The sequence below is a fragment of the Bradyrhizobium sp. 63_E2_N1_3 genome, assembly GCF_052076005.1.
Lineage (GTDB): Bacteria > Pseudomonadota > Alphaproteobacteria > Rhizobiales > Xanthobacteraceae > Bradyrhizobium > Bradyrhizobium barranii.
The window spans coordinates 7,218,003-7,236,650 of sequence record NZ_CP197235.1; the positions used below are offsets into that span (position 1 = coordinate 7,218,003).

At 65.2% G+C, this 18,648-nt stretch carries 14 protein-coding genes; 4 read left to right on the forward strand and 10 right to left on the reverse strand.

Features of this window, described 5'->3' with window-relative positions; all coding sequences use genetic code 11:
• Positions 1-85: 85 nt before the first annotated feature.
• The 5 genes from AB7531_RS34300 to AB7531_RS34320 form a co-directional block, all read right to left on the reverse strand.
• Positions 86-1,828: a methyl-accepting chemotaxis protein gene (locus AB7531_RS34300; protein WP_063986624.1), complete on the reverse strand. Its 1,743-nt coding sequence runs from the start codon at positions 1,826-1,828 to the stop codon at positions 86-88.
• A 224-nt stretch (positions 1,829-2,052) separates the two neighbouring features.
• On the reverse strand, positions 2,053-2,286 hold the full coding sequence (locus AB7531_RS34305) for a DUF6894 family protein (protein ID WP_028152150.1): 234 nt from the start codon (positions 2,284-2,286) through the stop codon (positions 2,053-2,055).
• Positions 2,287-2,440: 154 nt separating this feature from the next.
• Positions 2,441-3,040, reverse strand: coding sequence for a hypothetical protein (locus tag AB7531_RS34310; protein ID WP_063985095.1), 600 nt, complete (start codon positions 3,038-3,040; stop codon positions 2,441-2,443).
• A gap of 112 nt (positions 3,041-3,152) precedes the next feature.
• Positions 3,153-4,139 carry an acrylyl-CoA reductase (NADPH) gene (gene acuI, locus AB7531_RS34315; protein ID WP_063985096.1) on the reverse strand — a complete coding sequence of 329 codons (987 nt, stop codon included), beginning with the start codon at positions 4,137-4,139 and terminating at the stop codon, positions 3,153-3,155.
• A 41-nt stretch (positions 4,140-4,180) separates the two neighbouring features.
• On the reverse strand, positions 4,181-5,434 hold the full coding sequence (locus tag AB7531_RS34320) for an MFS transporter (protein WP_063985097.1): 1,254 nt from the start codon (positions 5,432-5,434) through the stop codon (positions 4,181-4,183).
• 320 nt (positions 5,435-5,754) lie between these two features.
• Between AB7531_RS34320 and nadA the strand changes: the two genes are divergently transcribed.
• From nadA to nadC, 3 genes are read left to right on the forward strand one after another with little or no spacing between them, the layout of a single operon-like run.
• A complete protein-coding gene (gene nadA / locus AB7531_RS34325; RefSeq protein ID WP_063985098.1) occupies positions 5,755-6,861 on the forward strand; it encodes a quinolinate synthase NadA in 1,107 nt (368 codons plus the stop codon).
• A gap of 9 nt (positions 6,862-6,870) precedes the next feature.
• The gene (locus AB7531_RS34330; RefSeq protein ID WP_063985099.1) at positions 6,871-8,478 is read left to right on the forward strand and encodes an L-aspartate oxidase; all 1,608 of its coding nucleotides are present in this window, start codon (positions 6,871-6,873) and stop codon (positions 8,476-8,478) included.
• Between the two features lie 11 nt (positions 8,479-8,489).
• Entirely contained in the window at positions 8,490-9,368 is an 879-nt protein-coding gene (gene nadC, locus AB7531_RS34335; RefSeq protein ID WP_063986625.1) for a carboxylating nicotinate-nucleotide diphosphorylase, read from the forward strand.
• A gap of 107 nt (positions 9,369-9,475) precedes the next feature.
• Here the strand turns inward: nadC and AB7531_RS34340 are convergent, their stop codons facing one another.
• From AB7531_RS34340 to AB7531_RS34350, 3 genes are all read right to left on the reverse strand, one after another.
• Positions 9,476-10,930 (reverse strand): cell wall hydrolase, encoded by a 1,455-nt coding sequence (locus AB7531_RS34340; protein ID WP_063985100.1) that lies wholly within the window; start codon positions 10,928-10,930, stop codon positions 9,476-9,478.
• 506 nt (positions 10,931-11,436) lie between these two features.
• Entirely contained in the window at positions 11,437-14,388 is a 2,952-nt protein-coding gene (gene ppdK / locus AB7531_RS34345; protein WP_063985101.1) for a pyruvate, phosphate dikinase, read from the reverse strand.
• Positions 14,389-14,484: 96 nt separating this feature from the next.
• Entirely contained in the window at positions 14,485-14,640 is a 156-nt protein-coding gene (locus tag AB7531_RS34350) for a DUF3096 domain-containing protein (protein ID WP_014497329.1), read from the reverse strand.
• Positions 14,641-14,863: 223 nt separating this feature from the next.
• Between AB7531_RS34350 and AB7531_RS34355 the strand changes: the two genes are divergently transcribed.
• Positions 14,864-15,217, forward strand: a complete 354-nt coding sequence (locus AB7531_RS34355) for a DUF1236 domain-containing protein (protein WP_038944551.1) — start codon at positions 14,864-14,866, stop codon at positions 15,215-15,217.
• Positions 15,218-15,529: 312 nt separating this feature from the next.
• Here AB7531_RS34355 and glyS read toward each other — a convergent pair whose 3' ends face one another.
• A complete protein-coding gene (gene glyS, locus AB7531_RS34360; protein ID WP_063985102.1) occupies positions 15,530-17,629 on the reverse strand; it encodes a glycine--tRNA ligase subunit beta in 2,100 nt (699 codons plus the stop codon).
• Positions 17,629-18,564 (reverse strand): glycine--tRNA ligase subunit alpha, encoded by a 936-nt coding sequence (locus AB7531_RS34365; protein ID WP_063985103.1) that lies wholly within the window; start codon positions 18,562-18,564, stop codon positions 17,629-17,631. Before AB7531_RS34365 ends, glyS begins: the two co-directional genes overlap by 1 nt.
• Positions 18,565-18,648 lie beyond the last annotated feature (84 nt).

Here is an 18,648-nt window from a genome sequence, read left to right on the forward strand (position 1 = left end):
AGAAACACGGAGCTTTCACCGCGATCGACGCCGCTCTTGCATTCCGAGAGTTGCGCAGGGAGCAAGGCTCTCCCTGCGGTTTTGGTCAGGCCGCGCGAACGGTACCCAGGAACTTGCCGACTTCGAGCTTGAGGCGATTGCTGTCGCCGGACAGCGACTGCGCCGCCGCCAACACCTGCGAGGACGCCGAGCCGGTCTCGCTTGCGCCGCGCTGCACGTCGGTGATGTTGGACGACACTTGATGGGTGCCTTCCGCGGCCTGCTGCACGTTGCGAGAGATTTCCTGCGTCGCGGCGCCCTGCTCTTCGACCGCAGCCGCGATCGCCGAGGAGATCTCCGACAGCTTCTCGATGGTGTCGCTGATGTCCCTGATGGCGCCGACCGAATGCTCGGTCGCGGCCTGAATGCTGGCGATCTGCTGGCCGATCTCGCCGGTCGCCTTCGCGGTCTGCTCGGCGAGCGCCTTGACTTCGGAGGCGACCACGGCAAATCCGCGGCCCGCTTCGCCGGCGCGCGCGGCCTCGATCGTGGCGTTGAGCGCCAGCAGATTAGTCTGGCCGGCGATGGTGTTGATCAGTTCCACGACGTCGCCGATCCGCGTCGCCGCCTTCGACAGTTCGCTGACACGGTCGGTCGTGGTGCGGGCCTGGCCGACCGCCTCGCTGGCGACGCGCGCAGATTCCTGCACCTGGCGGCTGATCTCGGTGATCGACGACGACAGCTCCTCCGTTGCCGACGCCACCGACTGCACGTTGGTGGAGGCCTCTTCGGAAGCCGCCGCGACCACGGTGGTGAGCTGCTGCGTGCGCTCCGCGGTCGAGGTGAGCGTGGTGGCGGATGCTTCAAGCTCCGTGGAAGCCGACGACACCGTACCGACGATCTCGCCGACGGCGCCTTCGAAGCTGTCGGCGAGCTTGCGCATCTCGGACTTGCGCTGCTCGGCCGCGAGCTGATCCTGCCGCGACTTGGCTTCCGCGTCCTCCCGCGCCTTCTGTTCGGACACGATCTTGAATTTTTCGACGGCACCGGCGACTTCGCCGACCTCGTCCTTGCGGCCGAGGCCCGGCAGCACCACGGAGAAATCGCCGCCGGCGAGCTTCTCCATCGCCGCCGTCAATGCGCGCATGGGCCGCGCAATGCTGAAGACGGAGAAGATGCACGCCCCGATCAGAACCAGCGCGACCAGCACGCCGGCGACGAACGAGGTCCGCGCGACGGACGCGGCCTCAGCTTCGGCTTCGGCGCGGGCTTCGGAACTCTTCTGCTTGGCAAAGTTGATGATCTCGTTGGTCAGCTCCGATATCTCTTCGTTGATCGGCGCCAGCATCTCCTTGCGGATGCGGTCGACCTCGGCCACGAGCTTTGCGAGCGGTGCTGCCGCCTCGCCGTCCTTCTTCGCGCTCAGGGCGAGCTCCTGCTTGCGGATCGCTTCGATCTGCTGTTGCCCCTTGCTGAAATTGCCGACCAACACGACCAGGCGGTCGATCCGCTTGTGATTCTCCGGCGAGCGCGACAGCTTCGCCATCTCGTCCGCGAATTTCAGGGCCGCGGTCTGCCGATCGTTGAAATAGGTGACGGCCTTCTGCAACTCGGCCGGCGACGTGGAGCTCAGGATGTCACGAATGCCGATCTGCATCCCGCGGACCGACGCTTTGGCTTCCGCGGCGCTTTGCGCGATCGACTGCTGCCCCGATGCCCCATTGCTGAGCTTCTGAACCGCAGCGTCGCCGTTCATCTGGAGGACGATCATCAGCGCGACGAGCGCGATGGTGAGTGCCGAGGTCACAGCGAGCTTGGTGCCAATTCGCAGGTTCTGAATGAACATCATCGACATAATCCCCGGATACGCATTGCCGCGCCGACGCGCGTGAACAGTCCGGGAAGGCTAACCGCGAGGTTACTCATTAACGTTAAGGGTGGCCGCGGCAGCCTGGGTAGAAATACTGAAATCGTGCTTAAACTACTGCAGTTGCGCACTTTTCACGTGCAATGAAACGGAACTCGCGGATTTGCACGCGCTGGCGTCCGTTAACGGTTGCCCGTTCGCGGTCATCAGCACACGGTCTCACCGACCAGGCTGACGCGGAAGACCGGCTTCTTGTTCTCGTCGAGCAGCTCCATGCTCCACTTCGCGTTCGGCTTCAGGTTGCGCGCGATGCTGCCGAGCAGGTTGGCGCAGACCTCGCTCATCTCGGCCCAGGCGGCGGCGCGATCCTCGAACTCGTACGGCTGGTCGGCGGCGCCGGAATAACGACCGGTGCTGATGCGAAAGAAATACAACGACATCGTAGAATCCTTGCACCCCCCGGCCCTGCGCAAACTGGGACGCGAGTCGCTACCAAGGCATGAAAGCCGCCGTCCGTATGACTACGGCGCGGCGGCTTGGTGACCGATGAATATTTTCAACGACAAAATGCGCGGGCGGTCCCGCGCAGCCAGCTCACTGGGTCGAGCGGCGCAATTCCAGCGGAGCGTCGTTCCTGGCTGGCTCCGATTTGGCTTCGGACTTCACCGGCTCGAGCCGGCTGCTCTCGACACGCGGCGTCTCGACGCGCGCGGCGACTTCAGTGTTGGACGCAGCGACCGAACCGGTGCGCTCCGAAGAGCGCAGCGAACGCGGACGCGCCACGGCGCGGGCCATCAGCATCTGATTGCCGCCCTGGTGGTGGAAGTCGCAATAGGCGAAGCCCATGCCCGACACCGAGCCGCGGAAGCTGCGATCGTCGGTCTTTTCCAGGTTGAAACAGGGCTCGAACGGAATGCCCTTGATCGAGGCGCAAACGTTCTGCCCACGGATCTGGAGCGTGTTGCCGGGCAGGCGGAGATGCTTCACCGGGCCTGCGCCCGAGAACTGCACCGCGCCGGCGGCGCCGAGATCGTCCAGGATGCGGCCTGCGCCGCGGGTGCCGTCGAAACAAGTGAAGGCGAACACCTTACCGGCAACGAAGCGGCGCGCCTCGTCGGCGTTCATGCTTCCTGCAATGGCCGGCGCAAACGTCGCTGCCGCCGTGACAGCCCCCAACACAATACGCGCAAGCATGCTCAACTCCGAACCAACCCCAGCGCGGGCGATGCCTTATCTCTTTACCCGCTGCTTACCATACTAACCAAGGCAACATTGAAGCAGCTTGGTTGGTAAAGTCTGAACGCCGTTAGACAATTTTTACCACGATGCGGCCGCGGACCTGGCCGGCAAGGATTTTCGCGCCCCATTCCGAAACTTCCTCGAGCGGAATTTCATGAGTAATTTCAGATAGTTTTGTCCGATCCAGATCCGAGGCCAGACGCTGCCAGGCGGCTTTCCGCGGCTCGATCGGGCACATCACGGAATCGATGCCGAGAAGGCACACCCCGCGCAAAATGAAGGGTGCGACAGAAGACGGCAGGTCCATGCCGGCCGCCAGGCCGCACGCCGCGACCGCGCCGCCATACTTCGTCATCGACAGGAGATTCGCGAGCGTGGTCGAGCCGACGCTGTCGACGCCGCCGGCCCAGCGCTCCTTGGCGAGGGGCTTGGCCGCCGCCGACAATTCATTGCGGTCGATGATCTCGGCCGCACCGATCTCTTTCAAATAGTCGGCTTCCGAGGCGCGGCCGGTCGAGGCGATGACGTGATAACCGAGCTTCGAGAGCACGGCGGTGGCGACCGAGCCGACGCCGCCGGCCGCGCCCGTCACCACCACAGGGCCGCTCTTCGGCGACAGGCCGTGCTTCTCCAGCGCCAGCACAGACAGCATCGCGGTGAAGCCGGCGGTGCCGATCGCCATGGCGTCACGCGCCGACAGGCCCTGCGGCAAGGCGACCAGCCAGTCGCCCTTGACCCGCGCCTTCTCGGCATAGGCGCCGAGATGGGTCTCGCCCATGCCCCAACCGGTGCAGACGACCTTGTCGCCCGCCTTCCATTGCGGATGGGCGGAGGTTTCAACCGTGCCGGCGAAATCGATGCCGGCGATCATCGGGAAGCGGCGCACCACCGGCGCCTTGCCGGTGAGCGCGAGGCCGTCCTTGTAGTTCAGCGTCGACCATTCCACGCGGACCGTGACATCACCGTCCATCAGTTCGGCGTCGTCGAACTGCGTGAGTGCGGCGGTGGTGCCCTTGTCCGCCTTGTCGATCCGGATCGCCTTGAATGTGGCCACGACTGAACTCCCTGGACTTGTTTCAGGGGATGTTTAGCCGATCAGGCAGGCTGCGCAACCGCTCGCTGAACCGGTTTCTCCACGATCGGAAGATTGATCAGCGCGGAGAGCACGCCGAACAGGATCGAGAGCCACCAGATCGGCGTATAGGAACCGAACTTTTCGAACACGATGCCGCCGAGCCAGACGCCGAGGAAGCCGCCGACCTGATGGCTGACGAAGGCAAAGCCATAGAGCGTGGCGAGCCAGCGCGTGCCGAACATCAGCGCCACTAGCGCCGAGGTCGGCGGCACCGTCGACAGCCAGGTCAGACCGGAGACCGCGCCGAATGCGATCGCCGAGAACGGCGTGATCGGGAACGAGATGAAGGCGAGCGTCGCAAGCGCGCGCGTGAAATAGATCGCGGAGAGGATGTAGCGCTTCGGCAGCGAGTTCTGGAGATAGCCGACGCTCAGCGATCCCATGATGTTGAACAGGCCGATCGCCGCGATCACCCAGCCGCCGGTTTGAGTCGAGATGCCGCGATCGACCAGGAACGCCGGCAGATGCACGGTGATGAAGGCGAGCTGGAAGCCGCAGGTGAAGAAGCCGAGCACCAGCAACACATAGGAGCGATGGCCGAAGGCTTCGGCGAGCGCTTTCGTAAAGGTCTGCTCATCCGCCGGCGCCGCGTTGGCCGTGGTTGCGACCGGCGGCGTCGAGAGCGCCAGCGACAACGGGATGATCAGCAGCATCAGGAAGCCGAACACGGTGAGCGCCTGCTGCCAGCCGAAATTGTCGATCAGTGCGACGCCGATCGGCGCGAACAGGAATTGGCCGAACGAGCCCGCCGCAGTGCCGGCACCGAGCGCAAGGCCGCGCTTCTCCGCCGGCAACAGCTTGGTGAAGGCCGACAGCACCAAGTTGAACGAACAGCCGGCGAGACCGAAGCCGACCATGACGCCCGCGCCGAGATTCAGCGACAGCGGCGTCGAGGAATAGCGCATCAGCAATAGGCCGCCGGCGTAAAGCAGCGCGCCGACGCACATCACCCGGAATAGGCCGAAGCGATCGGCGACGGCGCCGGCAAGGGGCTGGCCCAATCCCCACAGCAAATTCTGGAAAGCGATCGCGAGACCGAACACGTCGCGGCCCCAGGCGAATTCGTGGCTCATCGGCTGCACGAAGAACCCGAGCGCCGAGCGCGGCCCGAAGCCGAGCATGCCGATCGCACAGCCGCAGAGAATGATGATCGCCGGGGTGCGCCAGGAGGAGGAACGCGAGTCCGGACCGAGTTCGCCCGCTTGAGTGGACATGGGTTCCTCATCAGTCACTGGCGGATCCGGGATAGGCAACCGCGAGTCACGCGTTTAATGCAGATGCATGAAGATCCCAAGTCAAAAATGATTGCGTTCCACGAAGGGCTGCCCATCGCGGCCCTCTCCGACGCGCCGAGCGCGATTTGACGGGAATGTGTGCGGCCGGGGCTAGCGGCCAGCTCGGGCGCGTGTTATCTTTGATTTACTCAGATTGAGTATATGTGAGCTCTAGCGAAACCCACCGGCCCTCTCGGCCGGATTTCTCAGACCCTATATATACTCGCATTGAGCATAATTAGCATTCACGGGAGGCTTCGATGCCCATCACTGGAATTTACGGCCCCGACGACTTTGCCAACCGGCCGCAGGGCCAAGTCCCCGCCCCTCCGCGCGCCATAGCAGCGCGAACCGGCCCCGCGCTGCCGAAGCCCTCACTGGAATGGACTGCGGACGTCGAGCGGGCCACTGCGCCGCTCTATGAGCGCGTGAAGCACGTGATCCCCCCGATCGAGTGGCCGCTGATGGCGCCGACGATCAAGGCAATCAACGAGCTGAAGCAGGCCCGGGGCGCGGTCATCCTCGCGCACAACTATCAGGCGCCGGAGATCTTTCATTGCGTCGCCGACATCGGCGGCGACTCGCTTCAGCTCGCGGTCGAAGCAACCAAGGTGAAGGCCGACATCATCGTGCAATGCGGCGTGCACTTCATGGCGGAGACGTCAAAGCTGCTCAACCCGGACAAGATGGTGCTGATCCCGGATAGCCGCGCCGGCTGCTCGCTCGCGGACAGCATCACGGGCGCGGACGTTCGCCTGCTCCGCGAAAAATTTCCGGGCGTACCGGTCGTCGCCTATGTCAACACCTCCGCAGAGGTGAAGGCGGAGGTCGACATCTGCTGCACCTCGTCGAACGCGGTGCAAGTGGTCGAGAGCCTGAACGCACCGACCGTGATCTTCCTGCCCGATCGCTACCTTGCAACGTATGTCGCCTCGAAGACCGACGTGAAGATCATCGCCTGGAAGGGTGCCTGCGAGGTGCACGAACGCTTTACCGGCGAGGAGCTGCGCGCCTATCGCGAGGCCGACCCGTCGGTGCAGATCATCGCGCATCCCGAATGTCCGCCTGATGTGCTGGCGGAAGCCGACTTCACCGGCTCGACCGCGCACATGATCAACTGGGTGCGCGAGCGGCGGCCGCGGCGACTCGTCATGATCACGGAATGCTCGATGGCCGACAATGTCCGCGCCGAGCTGCCTGATGTGGAGATGCTTCGCCCCTGCAATCTCTGCCCGCACATGAAGCGCATCACGCTCGCCAACATTCTGGACAGCCTGCTCACGCTTGGCGAGCAGGTCACGATCGACCCCGCGCTCGCGGAACGCGCGCGGCGCTCGGTCGAGCGGATGATCAATCTGAAGAATTGAGAGTGAAGCATGCAAGACAACATCCACAATCTCACCCGCAGCACCGATGACGTCGTCATCGTCGGCGGTGGCCTCGCCGGACTCTTTTGTGCACTGAAGCTCGCGCCGCGGCCGGTAACGCTGATCTCGGCCGCCCCGCTCGGACAGGGCGCGTCGTCCGCATGGGCGCAAGGCGGCATCGCAGCGGCCGTGGCTGAAGGCGATAGCCCGGAGGCGCACGCCGCTGACACCATCGCCGTCGGCGGCGGTCTTGTCGACGAGGCGGTCGCACTCGGGATCGCGCGCGAGGCCGCGCCACGAATCCATGACCTGCTCGCCTATGGCGTGCCGTTCGACCGCGACCTCGAAGGCCAGCTCGCGGTCGGCCGCGAGGCCGCGCATTCGGCGCGGCGCATCGTGCATGTGCGCGGCGACGGGGCCGGAGCCGCGATCATTGCGGCGCTGAGCGAGGCCGTGCGCCGCACGCCGTCGATCCGACTGATCGAAGGTCTCGTCGCCGAAGCGCTGTTGACCGAGGACGGCGCGGTCACGGGTATTCAATTGCGCGAGGCCGGCAATCCCGCTGCACGTCCGCTCCTGCTTGCCTCTCGCGCGGTGGTGCTGGCGACCGGTGGCCTCGGCCATCTCTATGCCGTCACCACCAACCCGACTGAGGCCAGCGGCTCCGGCCTTGCGATCGCCGCGCGCGCCGGCGCCGTGATCGCCGATCCCGAGTTCGTGCAGTTCCACCCCACCGCCATCATGGTCGGCCGCGATCCGGCGCCGCTGGCAACGGAGGCGCTGCGCGGCGAAGGCGCGACGCTGATCAACGGCGATGGCGAACGTTTCATGACGGCGCTCCATCCGCTCGCAGAGCTCGCGCCGCGCGACATCGTGGCGCGCGGCGTATTCGCCGAGATCGCGGCCGGCCGCGGCGCCTTCCTCGATGCCCGGCAGGCGCTCGGCACACGCTTCGCCGACAAATTTCCGACCGTGCATGCAAGCTGCATCGCGGCCGGCATCGATCCCGCCACGCAGGCCATCCCGATCGCGCCGGCCGCGCATTACCACATGGGCGGTATCGCGGTGGACGAGCGCGGCCGCAGCTCGATCGACGGGCTCTGGGCCGGCGGCGAAGTGTCCTCCACCGGCGCGCATGGCGCCAACCGGCTGGCGTCGAATTCGCTGCTGGAGGCCGTGGTCTACGCCGCCCGCATCGCCGACGACATCGCCGGCCGCGCGATCCCCTCACCTGCCCGCCTTCCCGATGCGTTGGTGACGTCGCGCGGCGGCACGCCGGACGCTGCCGACGTGAAGCGGTTGCGAACGATGATGAGCGCGCATGTCGGCGTGATCCGCAACAGTGATGGGCTTGCGGAGGCCGTGCGCAACTTCGCCGCAGTCGAACGCGGGCCCGCAAGCATCGCTCTCCGCAACATGGCGGCATCAGCCCTGCTCGTCGCGGCTTCCGCGTGGAGGCGGCGCGAAAGCCGCGGCGCGCATTTCCGCTCCGACCATCCGGCGGATGTCCCCACGCTGGCACAGAGAACGATGACGACGCTCACGGAGGCACGTGAGATCGCGGAGCGCCTGAGCGAGCGTCCGCTGCCACGCACCGCCCGACCGATGATCGCCTGATGGAGTTCCCCATGATCACCCCGACGTCACTGCTCTATCCCGACGCCTTCCTGTCGCCGCTTGCGATCGACGAGGCCGTGCATCGCGCGCTCGACGAGGATCTCGGCCGCGCCGGCGACATCACCTCGCTTGCGACGATCCCGGAGGCGACCAAGGCGCAGGCCGTCCTGGTCGCCCGCCAGTCCGGCGTGATCGCCGGCCTGCCGCTGGCGCTGGCGACGCTGCAAAAGCTCTCGCCCGACATCGACGTGCGCGCGCATGTCCGCGACGCCGCACGGGTTGCCCGCGGCCAGCACGTGCTGACGATCACGGGCCCGGCGCGCGCCATCCTCACGGCGGAGCGGACCGCGTTGAATTTCGTCGGCCGGCTGTCGGGCGTCGCGACGCTCACGGCCGACTACGTCGCGCAGACCGAAGGCACGACAATGCGCATCTGCTGCACGCGCAAGACCACGCCGGGATTGCGTGCGCTGGAGAAATACGCCGTGCGCTGCGGCGGCGGCTTCAACCACCGCTTCGGGCTCGACGATGCGATCCTGATCAAGGACAACCACATCGCGGTCGCCGGCGGCATCGGTGCGGTGCTGGAGCGCGCCCGCGCCCATGCCGGTCATCTCGTCAAGATCGAGATCGAGGTCGATACGCTCGCGCAATTGCGCGAGGTGCTCGGCACCGGGCTCGCCGATGCCGTGCTGCTCGACAACATGGACCTTGCGACGCTGCGCGAGGCGGTGCGGCTCAACGAGGGGCGCCTCGAGCTGGAGGCATCCGGCGGCGTCACGCTGGACTCGATCGCGGCCATCGCGGCGACCGGCGTCGACTACGTCTCATCCGGCGCGCTGACACATTCGGCGCCGAATTTCGACTGTGCGCTGGATATCGAGGCGTGAGCCACACCGTCGTGGCCGGGTTGTCCCGGCCATCCACGCCTCGCCTCGCAACACAAAGAACGTGGATGCCCGGGACAAGCCCGGGCATGACGAACTTCCGTGAATGATTACCTTCGCTCGCTCACGCCCATCTCGGCGGAGCTCTTGGCTTCCTGGGCGAGCTCGGCAGAGAGCGCGGCGGTCTGGGCCGGGGTGCCCCAGCTCGGTTCTTCGCTGCCGTCGCCCCAGGCGCGCGGGCGATAGAAGGTGTGGACGCCGGTCTTGTACATCTTCTTCATCTCGGCGACCCAGGACGGACGCACCCAGTAGGCGTGGTAGTGCGTGGACTTGCCCACTTCGGGCAGCCAGATCTGGCCGTCGAGCATCGCCTTCGAAATCTTTTTCGCGCGCTCCCACATCTCGGGCTCGCGGATCACGTCGGCATTGTTGTCGCAGGCGAAGGTGAACTGACACGCCAAATGGCGGTGCTTGTTCTGATAGACCGCGCCGCACACGGTGTCCGGATATTTGCCGGAGAAGACGCGGTTCATCACGACTTGCGCAACCGCCATCTGGCCGCGCACGGCCTCGCCGCGCGATTCGAAATAGACGGCTTCGGCGAGACACTTCTCGGCCTTTGCGCGCGACTTGTCGTCGAGCGCGAGCCGCTCCGCCGGCGATCTGGCGCGCTGGTTGTCGGCGTTGACCTCGCCCTTCGGCGCGACGCTCTCGCCGCTTTCGATGTCCCTGGCGATCTCGGCCGACGGCGGCGACAGCGCGGCCGTCACCTTCATGTCAGGATCGGGCATCACGATCAGCGGCTCGGCGCCGGGCTGCCAGCTCTCGATGCTCTCGAGATTGCCGCCGAGCGAGGAGCTCCCGAAAAACAGGTTCGAGGTCTTGACGCGGAAGGGATCGCGCGGCGCCACGTCTGGAAGGGTCGCCTGCTTCAGCGCCTCGAGCGGCTGGACTGCGAACGCGCGCGCCGCGTCACTGGCTTGTGGCGGATTGGCATATTGCGGCAGCGGCGGCGCACGCAGCGCTTCCTGAAGCTCAGGATCGAGCGCCGCCGCGGACTCCGGCGACATGATTTGTGGCAACGCGGCGGTTTTGGCGCCGAACACCGAGCTGTTCGATGTCGCGGGATCTTGCAGCGCCGGCGCGGCCGATGGTGCGCTCGTCTCGGGAACCTGCGTGGGTGTGACGCTTGCGAGGCGATCCCCCTTCATGGAGCGATCGACCTTGGGAAAATCGGCGGCCTGGTAGCGCGGCGGCGCCTGAAGCGCAGGATTGCGGCTGATCGCGCCGGTGACGTCGCGACCATCGAGGCTCGCGAGGCGAACCATCGCGCTCTGCGGAAGCGACGTGCCGATCGGACGGGAAAAGCTGTAGGTGGCGAGCTGGATCGAGGACGCGGCAGAGAACACCTGCTTCTGCCAGCGCTCGGCGACGCCGGGCTGCCGCGCCAGCAACGACGCGATATCCTGATAACCGGTCTCTCTCGGCATCAATGCGAAGATGCAGAGACCGATTCCGAAGGACGCGAACCGCGCGCCCTTCGGATGGTTACGCAACACTGACATCGACACGCTCACGCTACGCTTACGCCAGAAAAATCGAACCGCAGTACGTCCGTACAATTCGATCTTTATCGTCAATATCCAATTTAGGTTGCCGGGGCGTTAATCGGCGTTGCGCGTGCGGCACACTCAAGCGATTGCAGGTGTTTTCACGGGCAATGATGCACGTTGGTAAACGCCGCCTCTCGTAAAGCGGTAAACATTCGGTCAACGCGAATGGTGAAGGAACTCTTGCGCGCGCGTCTCATTACGGGACGCGGGGGGCTCCATCGTTTACGGGAACCACGTCCCGCAAACACCGCTGTCATGCCCCGGCTTGACCGGGGCATCCAGTACGCCGCGGCTTCTCGATTCAATCACTGTTGTCTCGGAATACTGGATCGCCCGGTCAAGCCGGGCGATGACAGTGAGTGTGGGGCGCTCGCAATGAAGTGTGGGTGGAGTGTGCCTCAAATGAAAGAGGCGGGGTTTAGCCCCGCCTCTTCGCATTCAACACTTCAACGCTGCGCTTACGCCTGGCTCGCGATCGCCTTGCCGAGCGCCGCCTGCGCCGCGGCGAGACGAGCGATCGGCACGCGGTAGGGCGAGCAGGAGACGTAGTCGAGGCCGATATCGTGGCAGAAGGCGACGGAGGCGGGATCGCCGCCGTGCTCGCCGCAGATGCCGACCTTGAGCTGCGGGCGCGTCTTGCGGCCGCGCGCGACGCCGATCTTGACGAGCTCACCGACGCCTTCCTGGTCGAGCGCGACGAAGGGATCGACCGGGAGGATGCCCTTGGACACGTAGGTTCCGAGGAAGCTCGCCGCGTCGTCACGGCTGATGCCGTAGGTGGTCTGCGTGAGGTCGTTGGTGCCGAACGAGAAGAACTCCGCGCTCTCCGCGATCTCTGCCGCAAGCAAGCAGGCGCGCGGCAGCTCGATCATGGTGCCGACCTGGTAGGCGATCTTGGTGTTGGTGTCGCGCATCACGGCTTTCGCGGTGGCATCGATGCGCGCCTTGACGAGGTCGAGCTCGGCCTTGGTGGCGATCAGCGGCACCATCACCTCGAGGCCGACGGCCTTGCCGGTGCGCTTCTCGGCCTCGACTGCGGCCTCGAAGATCGCACGCGCCTGCATCTCCGCGATCTCCGGATAGGCGATCGCGATGCGGCAGCCGCGGAAACCGAGCATCGGATTGAACTCCGAGAGCTCGCGCGCACGGTCGGCCAGGCGCCGCGGGTCAGTGTTCATGGCGCGCGCCACTTCCTCGACCTCGGCATGGGTGTGCGGCAGGAATTCATGGAGGGGAGGATCCAGAAGCCGGATCGTGACGGGCAGGCCCTTCATGATCTCGAACAGCTCGACGAAGTCGGCGCGCTGCATCGGCAACAGCTTGGCGAGCGCGGCGCGGCGCGACTGCTCGTCCTCGGAGAGAATCATCTCGCGAACCGTGCGGATGCGCGTCTCCTCGAAGAACATGTGCTCGGTGCGGCAGAGGCCGATGCCTTCCGCGCCGAACTTGATCGCGGTGCGCGCGTCCTCCGGCGTGTCACCGTTGACGCGCACGCCGATCTTGCGGACCTGGTCGGCCCATTTCATCAGCGTGCCGAACTCGCCGGACAGCTCCGGCTCGATCATCGGCATGCGGCCGGCGAGCACCTGGCCGAGCGAGCCGTCGATGGTGATGACGTCGCCGGTCTTGAAGGTGCGGGAGCCGATGCTCATGGTGCCGCGGCCGTAATCGACGCGGATGGTGCCGCAGCCGGAGACGCAGGGCTTGCCCATGCCGCGCGCGACCACCGCCGCATGCGAGGTCATGCCGCCGCGGGTGGTCAGGATGCCTTCGGCGGCGTGCATGCCGTGGATGTCTTCCGGGCTGGTCTCGATGCGGACCAGGATCACCTTGCGCCCGTCGGCCTGGAGCTTGGCCGCCTCGTCCGAGGAGAACACGATCTCGCCGGAAGCCGCACCAGGCGAGGCCGGCAGGCCGGTCGCGATCACGTCGCGCTTGGCGTCGGGATCGATGGTTGGATGCAGCAGCTGGTCGAGCGAGGCGGGATCGATCCGCGTCACCGCTTCCTTCTTCGAGATCAGCCCTTCATTGGCGAGCTCGACCGCGATGCGCAGCGCCGCCTTGGCGGTGCGCTTGCCGCCGCGGGTCTGGAGCATCCACAGCTTGCCCTGCTCGACCGTGAACTCCATGTCCTGCATGTCGCGGTAGTGCTTCTCGAGCAGCGTGTAGATCCGCGTCAGCTCCTTGAAGGCTTCCGGCATCGCCGCTTCCATCGACGCCTTGTCGGAACCGGATTCCTTGCGCGCTTCCTCGGTGATGTCCTGCGGCGTGCGGATGCCCGCCACCACGTCTTCGCCTTGAGCGTTGATCAGGAACTCGCCGTAGAGCTTGCTCTCGCCGGTCGAGGGGTTGCGGGTGAAGGCGACGCCGGTCGCCGACGTCTCGCCCATGTTGCCGAACACCATGGCCTGCACGTTGACCGCGGTGCCCCAGGATTCCGGAATGTCGTGCAGCTTGCGATAGGTCACTGCGCGCGCGTTCATCCAGGATGAGAACACCGCGCCAATCGCACCCCAGAGCTGGTCGTGCGGATCCTGTGGGAAATCCTTGCCGGTCTCGCGCGCGACCGCGTCCTTGTACTTGCCGACCAGTCCGACCCAGTCCTCGGCGCTGAGGTCCGTATCGAGCGTATAGCCCTGGCTGTCCTTGAAGGTGTCGAGGATTTCCTCGAAGTGATGATGCTCGAAGCCGAGCACCACGTCCGAATACATGGTGATGAAGCGGCGATAGCTGTCATAGGCGAAGCGACGGTCACCCGACAGTTCCGACAGCGCTTCCACGGTCTCGTCGTTCAGGCCGAGATTGAGCACGGTGTCCATCATGCCCGGCATCGAGGCACGCGCGCCGGAGCGCACGGAGACGAGCAGCGGGTTTTTGACGTCGCCGAACACCTTGCCGGTCAACTTGCCGACATGGTCGAGCGCCTTCTCAACCTGCGACTGCAATTCCTTCGGATAGGATTTGTCGTGTGCGTAGAAGTAGGTGCAGACCGAGGTCGGGAGGGTGAAGCCGGGAGGCACGGGAAGGCCGAGATTGGCCATCTCGGCGAGGTTGGCGCCCTTGCCGCCAAGCAGGTCGCGCATCTCCGTCCGGCCCTCGGCCTTGCCGTCGCCGAACGTGAACACCCATTTGCCGGCCTTGGCCGCGGCTGGCGCCGCCTTGGCGGGCGCGGCCTTTTTGGGGGCGGGCTTCACGGCAACCTTCGGCGCAGCCGACTTGGTCGCAGCCTTCGCCGCGGGCTTCGCAGCCGGCTTTGCAGCCGACTTTACAGCCGCCTTGGCGACCGGCTTCGGGGCGCTCTTGGCGAGTGCCTTGCGAGCCGCCGGCGCGGCCTTCGCCGCGGCGGAGGACTTTGATTTCGCTGGCGTTTTCGCTGGAGTTTTATTGGGCTTCGAGGCGGCTTTGGCCATAGCTTGCACACAACCTGCGAGAGGAAAGGGAAATCGCGCGCCTTACACCACTTTGGGCAGGCCCGCGCAAGTCGAAGAGTTCCGGAAAATGAAGGCCTAGAGATGGAGCCACTTCAACAATCCGAGCCCGATCGCACCATTTATGATGAGAAAGATCGCGACGATCAGGTTGAGAAGGCGCGGCATGATCAGGATGAGCACGCCCGCAAGCAGCGACAGAAGCGGCGAGATGTGGGCGACGGTGATGTGCATGAATTGTCTTTCCGTGACGTGAGGCGAATCGCGGCTGGATCATACCGGACCGGGTTCCGCGGGTAGAGACGCACAAGGCGCGAACAGGTTCCCGGCTTCGCGAAAACTGCCCGAAATTGCCGCTGATGCGGCAGGGCTTTTCCCGGAACATTGCGAAGGGGACATGCATTGGCAACCGGTCGCGCCAGTAGCGCCGGCTGAAATCAGTTCGAAGGAGTTGCCCATGCGGAACAGGATTCTCGCCCTCGCTGCGCTTGGCGCCGCGCTCGGCTCGCCGATCGCAGCGTCTGCGCAATCCGGTCTCACCGTTGGCCGCGCGCCTGTCGTCGTCGACAGCGGCCCGACGATTGCGGTCGAACAGAGGCCGGCATTCCGCGAATATGTCGTCGAGCAACGTGTGCCGGCCTTCCGTGTCCCGGATCGCGTGGTGGTCGGCGCCACCTTACCTGAAAGCGGCGTCACTTATTATGACGTGCCGCAACGTTTCGGCGCCACCACCTACCGCTACACCGTCGTAAACGGCGCAACCGTGCTGGTCGAGCCGCGCTCGCGGCGCGTCGTCGAGGTGATGGATTAGATTCTCGTCTGAACGCGTTTTCTTCACGCGAACCGGTATCCACTTCGCTTGAAAACGCTTCCGATCAACTCGATGTCCGGCGTGTCACTTCAATCAGGCTGGCGCGCATCGCGTAGTACGGACATCAGGCCCCGCCCGGTTCTCCCCCCGCCGGGCGGGGCTTTTTTGGGCGTCGTCTGTGCACGCTCTCGTGTCCCGGGCAAGCGCAGCGCGACCCGGGACCCAGAAGCTACGAGCACGAGGTTAACATGGGCCCCGGCTCTGCAGCGCACCGCTGAAGAAGCGCTGCGCTGCGTCCGGGGCACGAGAGCCTCAATCCTGGATCTTCGAGAAATCCGCGACCGCACGCGTGGCGCTGCGGATTTCGTTGAGCAGCTTCAGCCTGTTCTCACGCACCTTCGGATCGTCGTCGTTGACACGAACCTTCTCGAAGAACGCATCGACCGGCGGACGCAGCTTTGCCATCGCGCTCATCGCGGCGGCAAAGTCTTCCCTGGCGACAGCGGCGCTTGCTTCCGCCTGCACTTCGCCGATCGCCTTCGCCAGCGCCTTCTCCTCATCGAGGCCATAGAGCGCAGCATCCGGCGCACCGTCGAACGCGCGCTTGTCCTTCTTCTCCTCGATGCCGAGGATGTTGCTGGCGCGCTTGATACCAGCGAGCAAGTTCTTGCCGTCATCGCTCTCGAGGAACTTGCCGAGCGCCTCGACGCGGCGGACGATCATCAGGAGATCGTCCTGGCCGCCGAGGGCGAACACGGCGTCGACGAGATCGTGCCGTGCGCCCTGCTCGCGCAGCTGGACCTTCAGGCGATCGGCGAAGAAGGCGAGGAGATCGCTTGGAAGCTTCTCCGCATCGGCCGACTTCAGCGACAGGCCCGCGAGTGCAGATGCCGCCACCTTCATGAGCGACAGACGCAGGTTGTTCTCAGCGATCAGCCTGATCACGCCCAGCGCCGCACGCCGCAGCGCATACGGGTCCTTGCTGCCAGTCGGCTTCTCGTCGATCGCCCAGAAGCCGACGAGCGTGTCGACCTTGTCGGCAAGCGCGACGGCGACACTGACCGAATCGGTCGGCACGCGATCGGTCGGGCCCTGCGGCTTGTAGTGCTCCTCGCACGCGGCGGCGACAGAGGCATCCTCGCCCTGGGCCAGCGCGTAGTACTTGCCCATCAAGCCCTGCACTTCCGGGAATTCACCGACGACTTCGGTCAGCAAATCGGCCTTGGCGAGATGCGCGGCACGCGTGGCCTTCGCGACGTCGGCACCGACCAAAGGCGCGATTTCGGCGGCGAGGCGTTCGATGCGCTTGATGCGTTCCGCCTGAGTTCCGAGCTTCTCGTGGAACACGATCTGCTCGAACTTCGGCAGGCGGTCTTCAAGCTTCGTCTTGAGATCGGTCTCATAGAAGAACTTCGCATCCGACAGGCGCGGACGGATCACGCGCTCGTTGCCTGATACGATAGTCTTGCCGCCGTCGGCCGCCTCGATATTCGCCGTGAGGACGAACTTGTTGGTCAGCTTGCCCGTCTTGGAATCCCTGACGACAAAGCACTTCTGGTTGTTGCGGATGGTGGCGCGGATCACCTCTTCCGGGATCGCGAGATATTCCGGCTCGAACGATCCCATCATGACGACGGGCCATTCGACGAGGCCCGACACCTCGTCCAGCAGCACCTGATCCTCGACCAGCTCGAACCCTTGCGCGAACGTCAGCTCCTTGGCATCGGCGAAGATGATGTCCTTGCGCGCCTGCGGATCGAGGATGACTTTTGCAGCCTTCAGCTTCGCCTCATAGTCCTCGAAGCGGCGTACGTTGATCGCCGCCGGCGCCATGAAGCGATGGCCGTAGGTGGTCTGGCCGGTCTCGATGCCGTCGACCGAGAATTTGACGACATCGGGCTCTTCAGTTTCAGGCCCGAAGGTCGCGGTGATCGCGTGCAGCGGACGCACCCAGCTCAGCGAGCCGGGCTTGCCGGAGCGCGCGCCCCAGCGCATCGATTTCGGCCAGGGGAAGGTGCGGATGATGACCGGCAGGATTTCCGCGAGCACGTCGATCGCGTCGCGGCCGGGCTTTTCGATCAACGCGATGTAGAAGTCGCCCTTCGGGTCGCGCTGGATCTTTGCTTCGTCGAGCGAGTTTAGACCTGTCGCTTTCAGAAAACCCTGCACGGCCGCATCGGGCGCGCCCATTTTCGGACCGCGGCGTTCGGTTTTCAGATCGGGCTGGCGCGCGGGGATGCCGTGCACGGTGAGCGCAAGGCGACGTGGCGTCGCGAACGCCTTCGCACCCTCGTAGACGAGGCCTTCGGCGACCAGCTTGTCGGTGACCATGCGGCGCAGATCGTCGGCCGCCTTGGCCTGCATGCGCGCGGGGATTTCTTCCGAGAACAGTTCAAGCAAAAGATCGGGCATCAGGCCGCTCCGCCCGCTTCAGTATGGATCCAGGCCTCGCCGCAGGCCTTTGCCAGCTCGCGCACGCGAAGAATGTAGCTCTGCCGCTCGGTCACGGAGATCACGCCGCGCGCATCGAGCAGGTTGAAGACGTGGCTGGCCTTGATGCACTGGTCATAGGCCGGCAGCGCCATCAGGTGCGCTTCGCGCTTGCCGTCCTTCCAGCCAGCTTCGAGGTATTTTCTGCACGCCGTCTCCGCCATCTTGAACTGCTCGAACAGCATCGCGGTGTCGGCGACTTCGAAATTGTGCTTCGAATATTCACGCTCGGCCTGCAGGAACACGTCGCCATAGGTCACCTTGGCGTCGCCCTCGCGGCCGTTGAAGTTGAGGTCGTAGACGCGGTCGACGCCCTGCACATACATCGCGAGGCGCTCGAGCCCATAGGTGAGCTCGCCGGCAACAGGCGCGCACTCAAATCCCGCGACCTGCTGGAAGTAGGTAAACTGGCTGACTTCCATGCCGTCGCACCAGCACTCCCACCCCAAGCCCCAGGCGCCCAGCGTCGGGCTTTCCCAATCGTCCTCGACGAAGCGGATGTCGTGCACGGCGGAATCGATGCCGATCGCGGCGAGCGACTTCAGGTACAGCTCCTGAAGGTTCGGCGGCGACGGCTTCATGATCACCTGGAACTGGTAGTAGTGCTGCATCCGGTTCGGATTCTCGCCGTAGCGGCCGTCCTTGGGCCGGCGCGAGGGCTGCACATAGGCGGCGTTCCAGGGCTTTGGCCCAAGCGCGCGCAGCGTCGTCGCCGGATGGAAGGTGCCTGCGCCCATCTCCATGTCGTAGGGCTGCAGGATCACGCAGCCCTGCTCGGCCCAGAACCGCTGGAGCGCGAGGATAAAGCCCTGGAACGAGCGTTCCGGGCGCATATGGGCGGGCAATGAGGCGTCCATCGTCAGATCAGGCTCTCGCGGGGGGTTTTGAATCGCGCGGGACCGTATCGACGGCGGGGATGGGAATCAAGGCAAAGGGGGCGG

Coding starts and splice junctions, on each gene's coding strand:
- AB7531_RS34300 (WP_063986624.1), bottom strand. CDS start 1,828: ATGATGTTCATTCAGAACCTGCGAATTGGCACCAAGCTCGCTGTGACC.
- AB7531_RS34305 (WP_028152150.1), bottom strand. CDS start 2,286: ATGTCGTTGTATTTCTTTCGCATCAGCACCGGTCGTTATTCCGGCGCC.
- AB7531_RS34310 (WP_063985095.1), bottom strand. CDS start 3,040: ATGCTTGCGCGTATTGTGTTGGGGGCTGTCACGGCGGCAGCGACGTTT.
- AB7531_RS34320 (WP_063985097.1), bottom strand. CDS start 5,434: ATGTCCACTCAAGCGGGCGAACTCGGTCCGGACTCGCGTTCCTCCTCC.
- nadA (WP_063985098.1), top strand. CDS start 5,755: ATGCCCATCACTGGAATTTACGGCCCCGACGACTTTGCCAACCGGCCG.
- AB7531_RS34330 (WP_063985099.1), top strand. CDS start 6,871: ATGCAAGACAACATCCACAATCTCACCCGCAGCACCGATGACGTCGTC.
- nadC (WP_063986625.1), top strand. CDS start 8,490: ATGATCACCCCGACGTCACTGCTCTATCCCGACGCCTTCCTGTCGCCG.
- AB7531_RS34340 (WP_063985100.1), bottom strand. CDS start 10,930: ATGTCAGTGTTGCGTAACCATCCGAAGGGCGCGCGGTTCGCGTCCTTC.
- ppdK (WP_063985101.1), bottom strand. CDS start 14,388: ATGGCCAAAGCCGCCTCGAAGCCCAATAAAACTCCAGCGAAAACGCCA.
- AB7531_RS34350 (WP_014497329.1), bottom strand. CDS start 14,640: ATGCACATCACCGTCGCCCACATCTCGCCGCTTCTGTCGCTGCTTGCG.
- AB7531_RS34355 (WP_038944551.1), top strand. CDS start 14,864: ATGCGGAACAGGATTCTCGCCCTCGCTGCGCTTGGCGCCGCGCTCGGC.
- glyS (WP_063985102.1), bottom strand. CDS start 17,629: ATGCCCGATCTTTTGCTTGAACTGTTCTCGGAAGAAATCCCCGCGCGC.
- AB7531_RS34365 (WP_063985103.1), bottom strand. CDS start 18,564: ATGGACGCCTCATTGCCCGCCCATATGCGCCCGGAACGCTCGTTCCAG.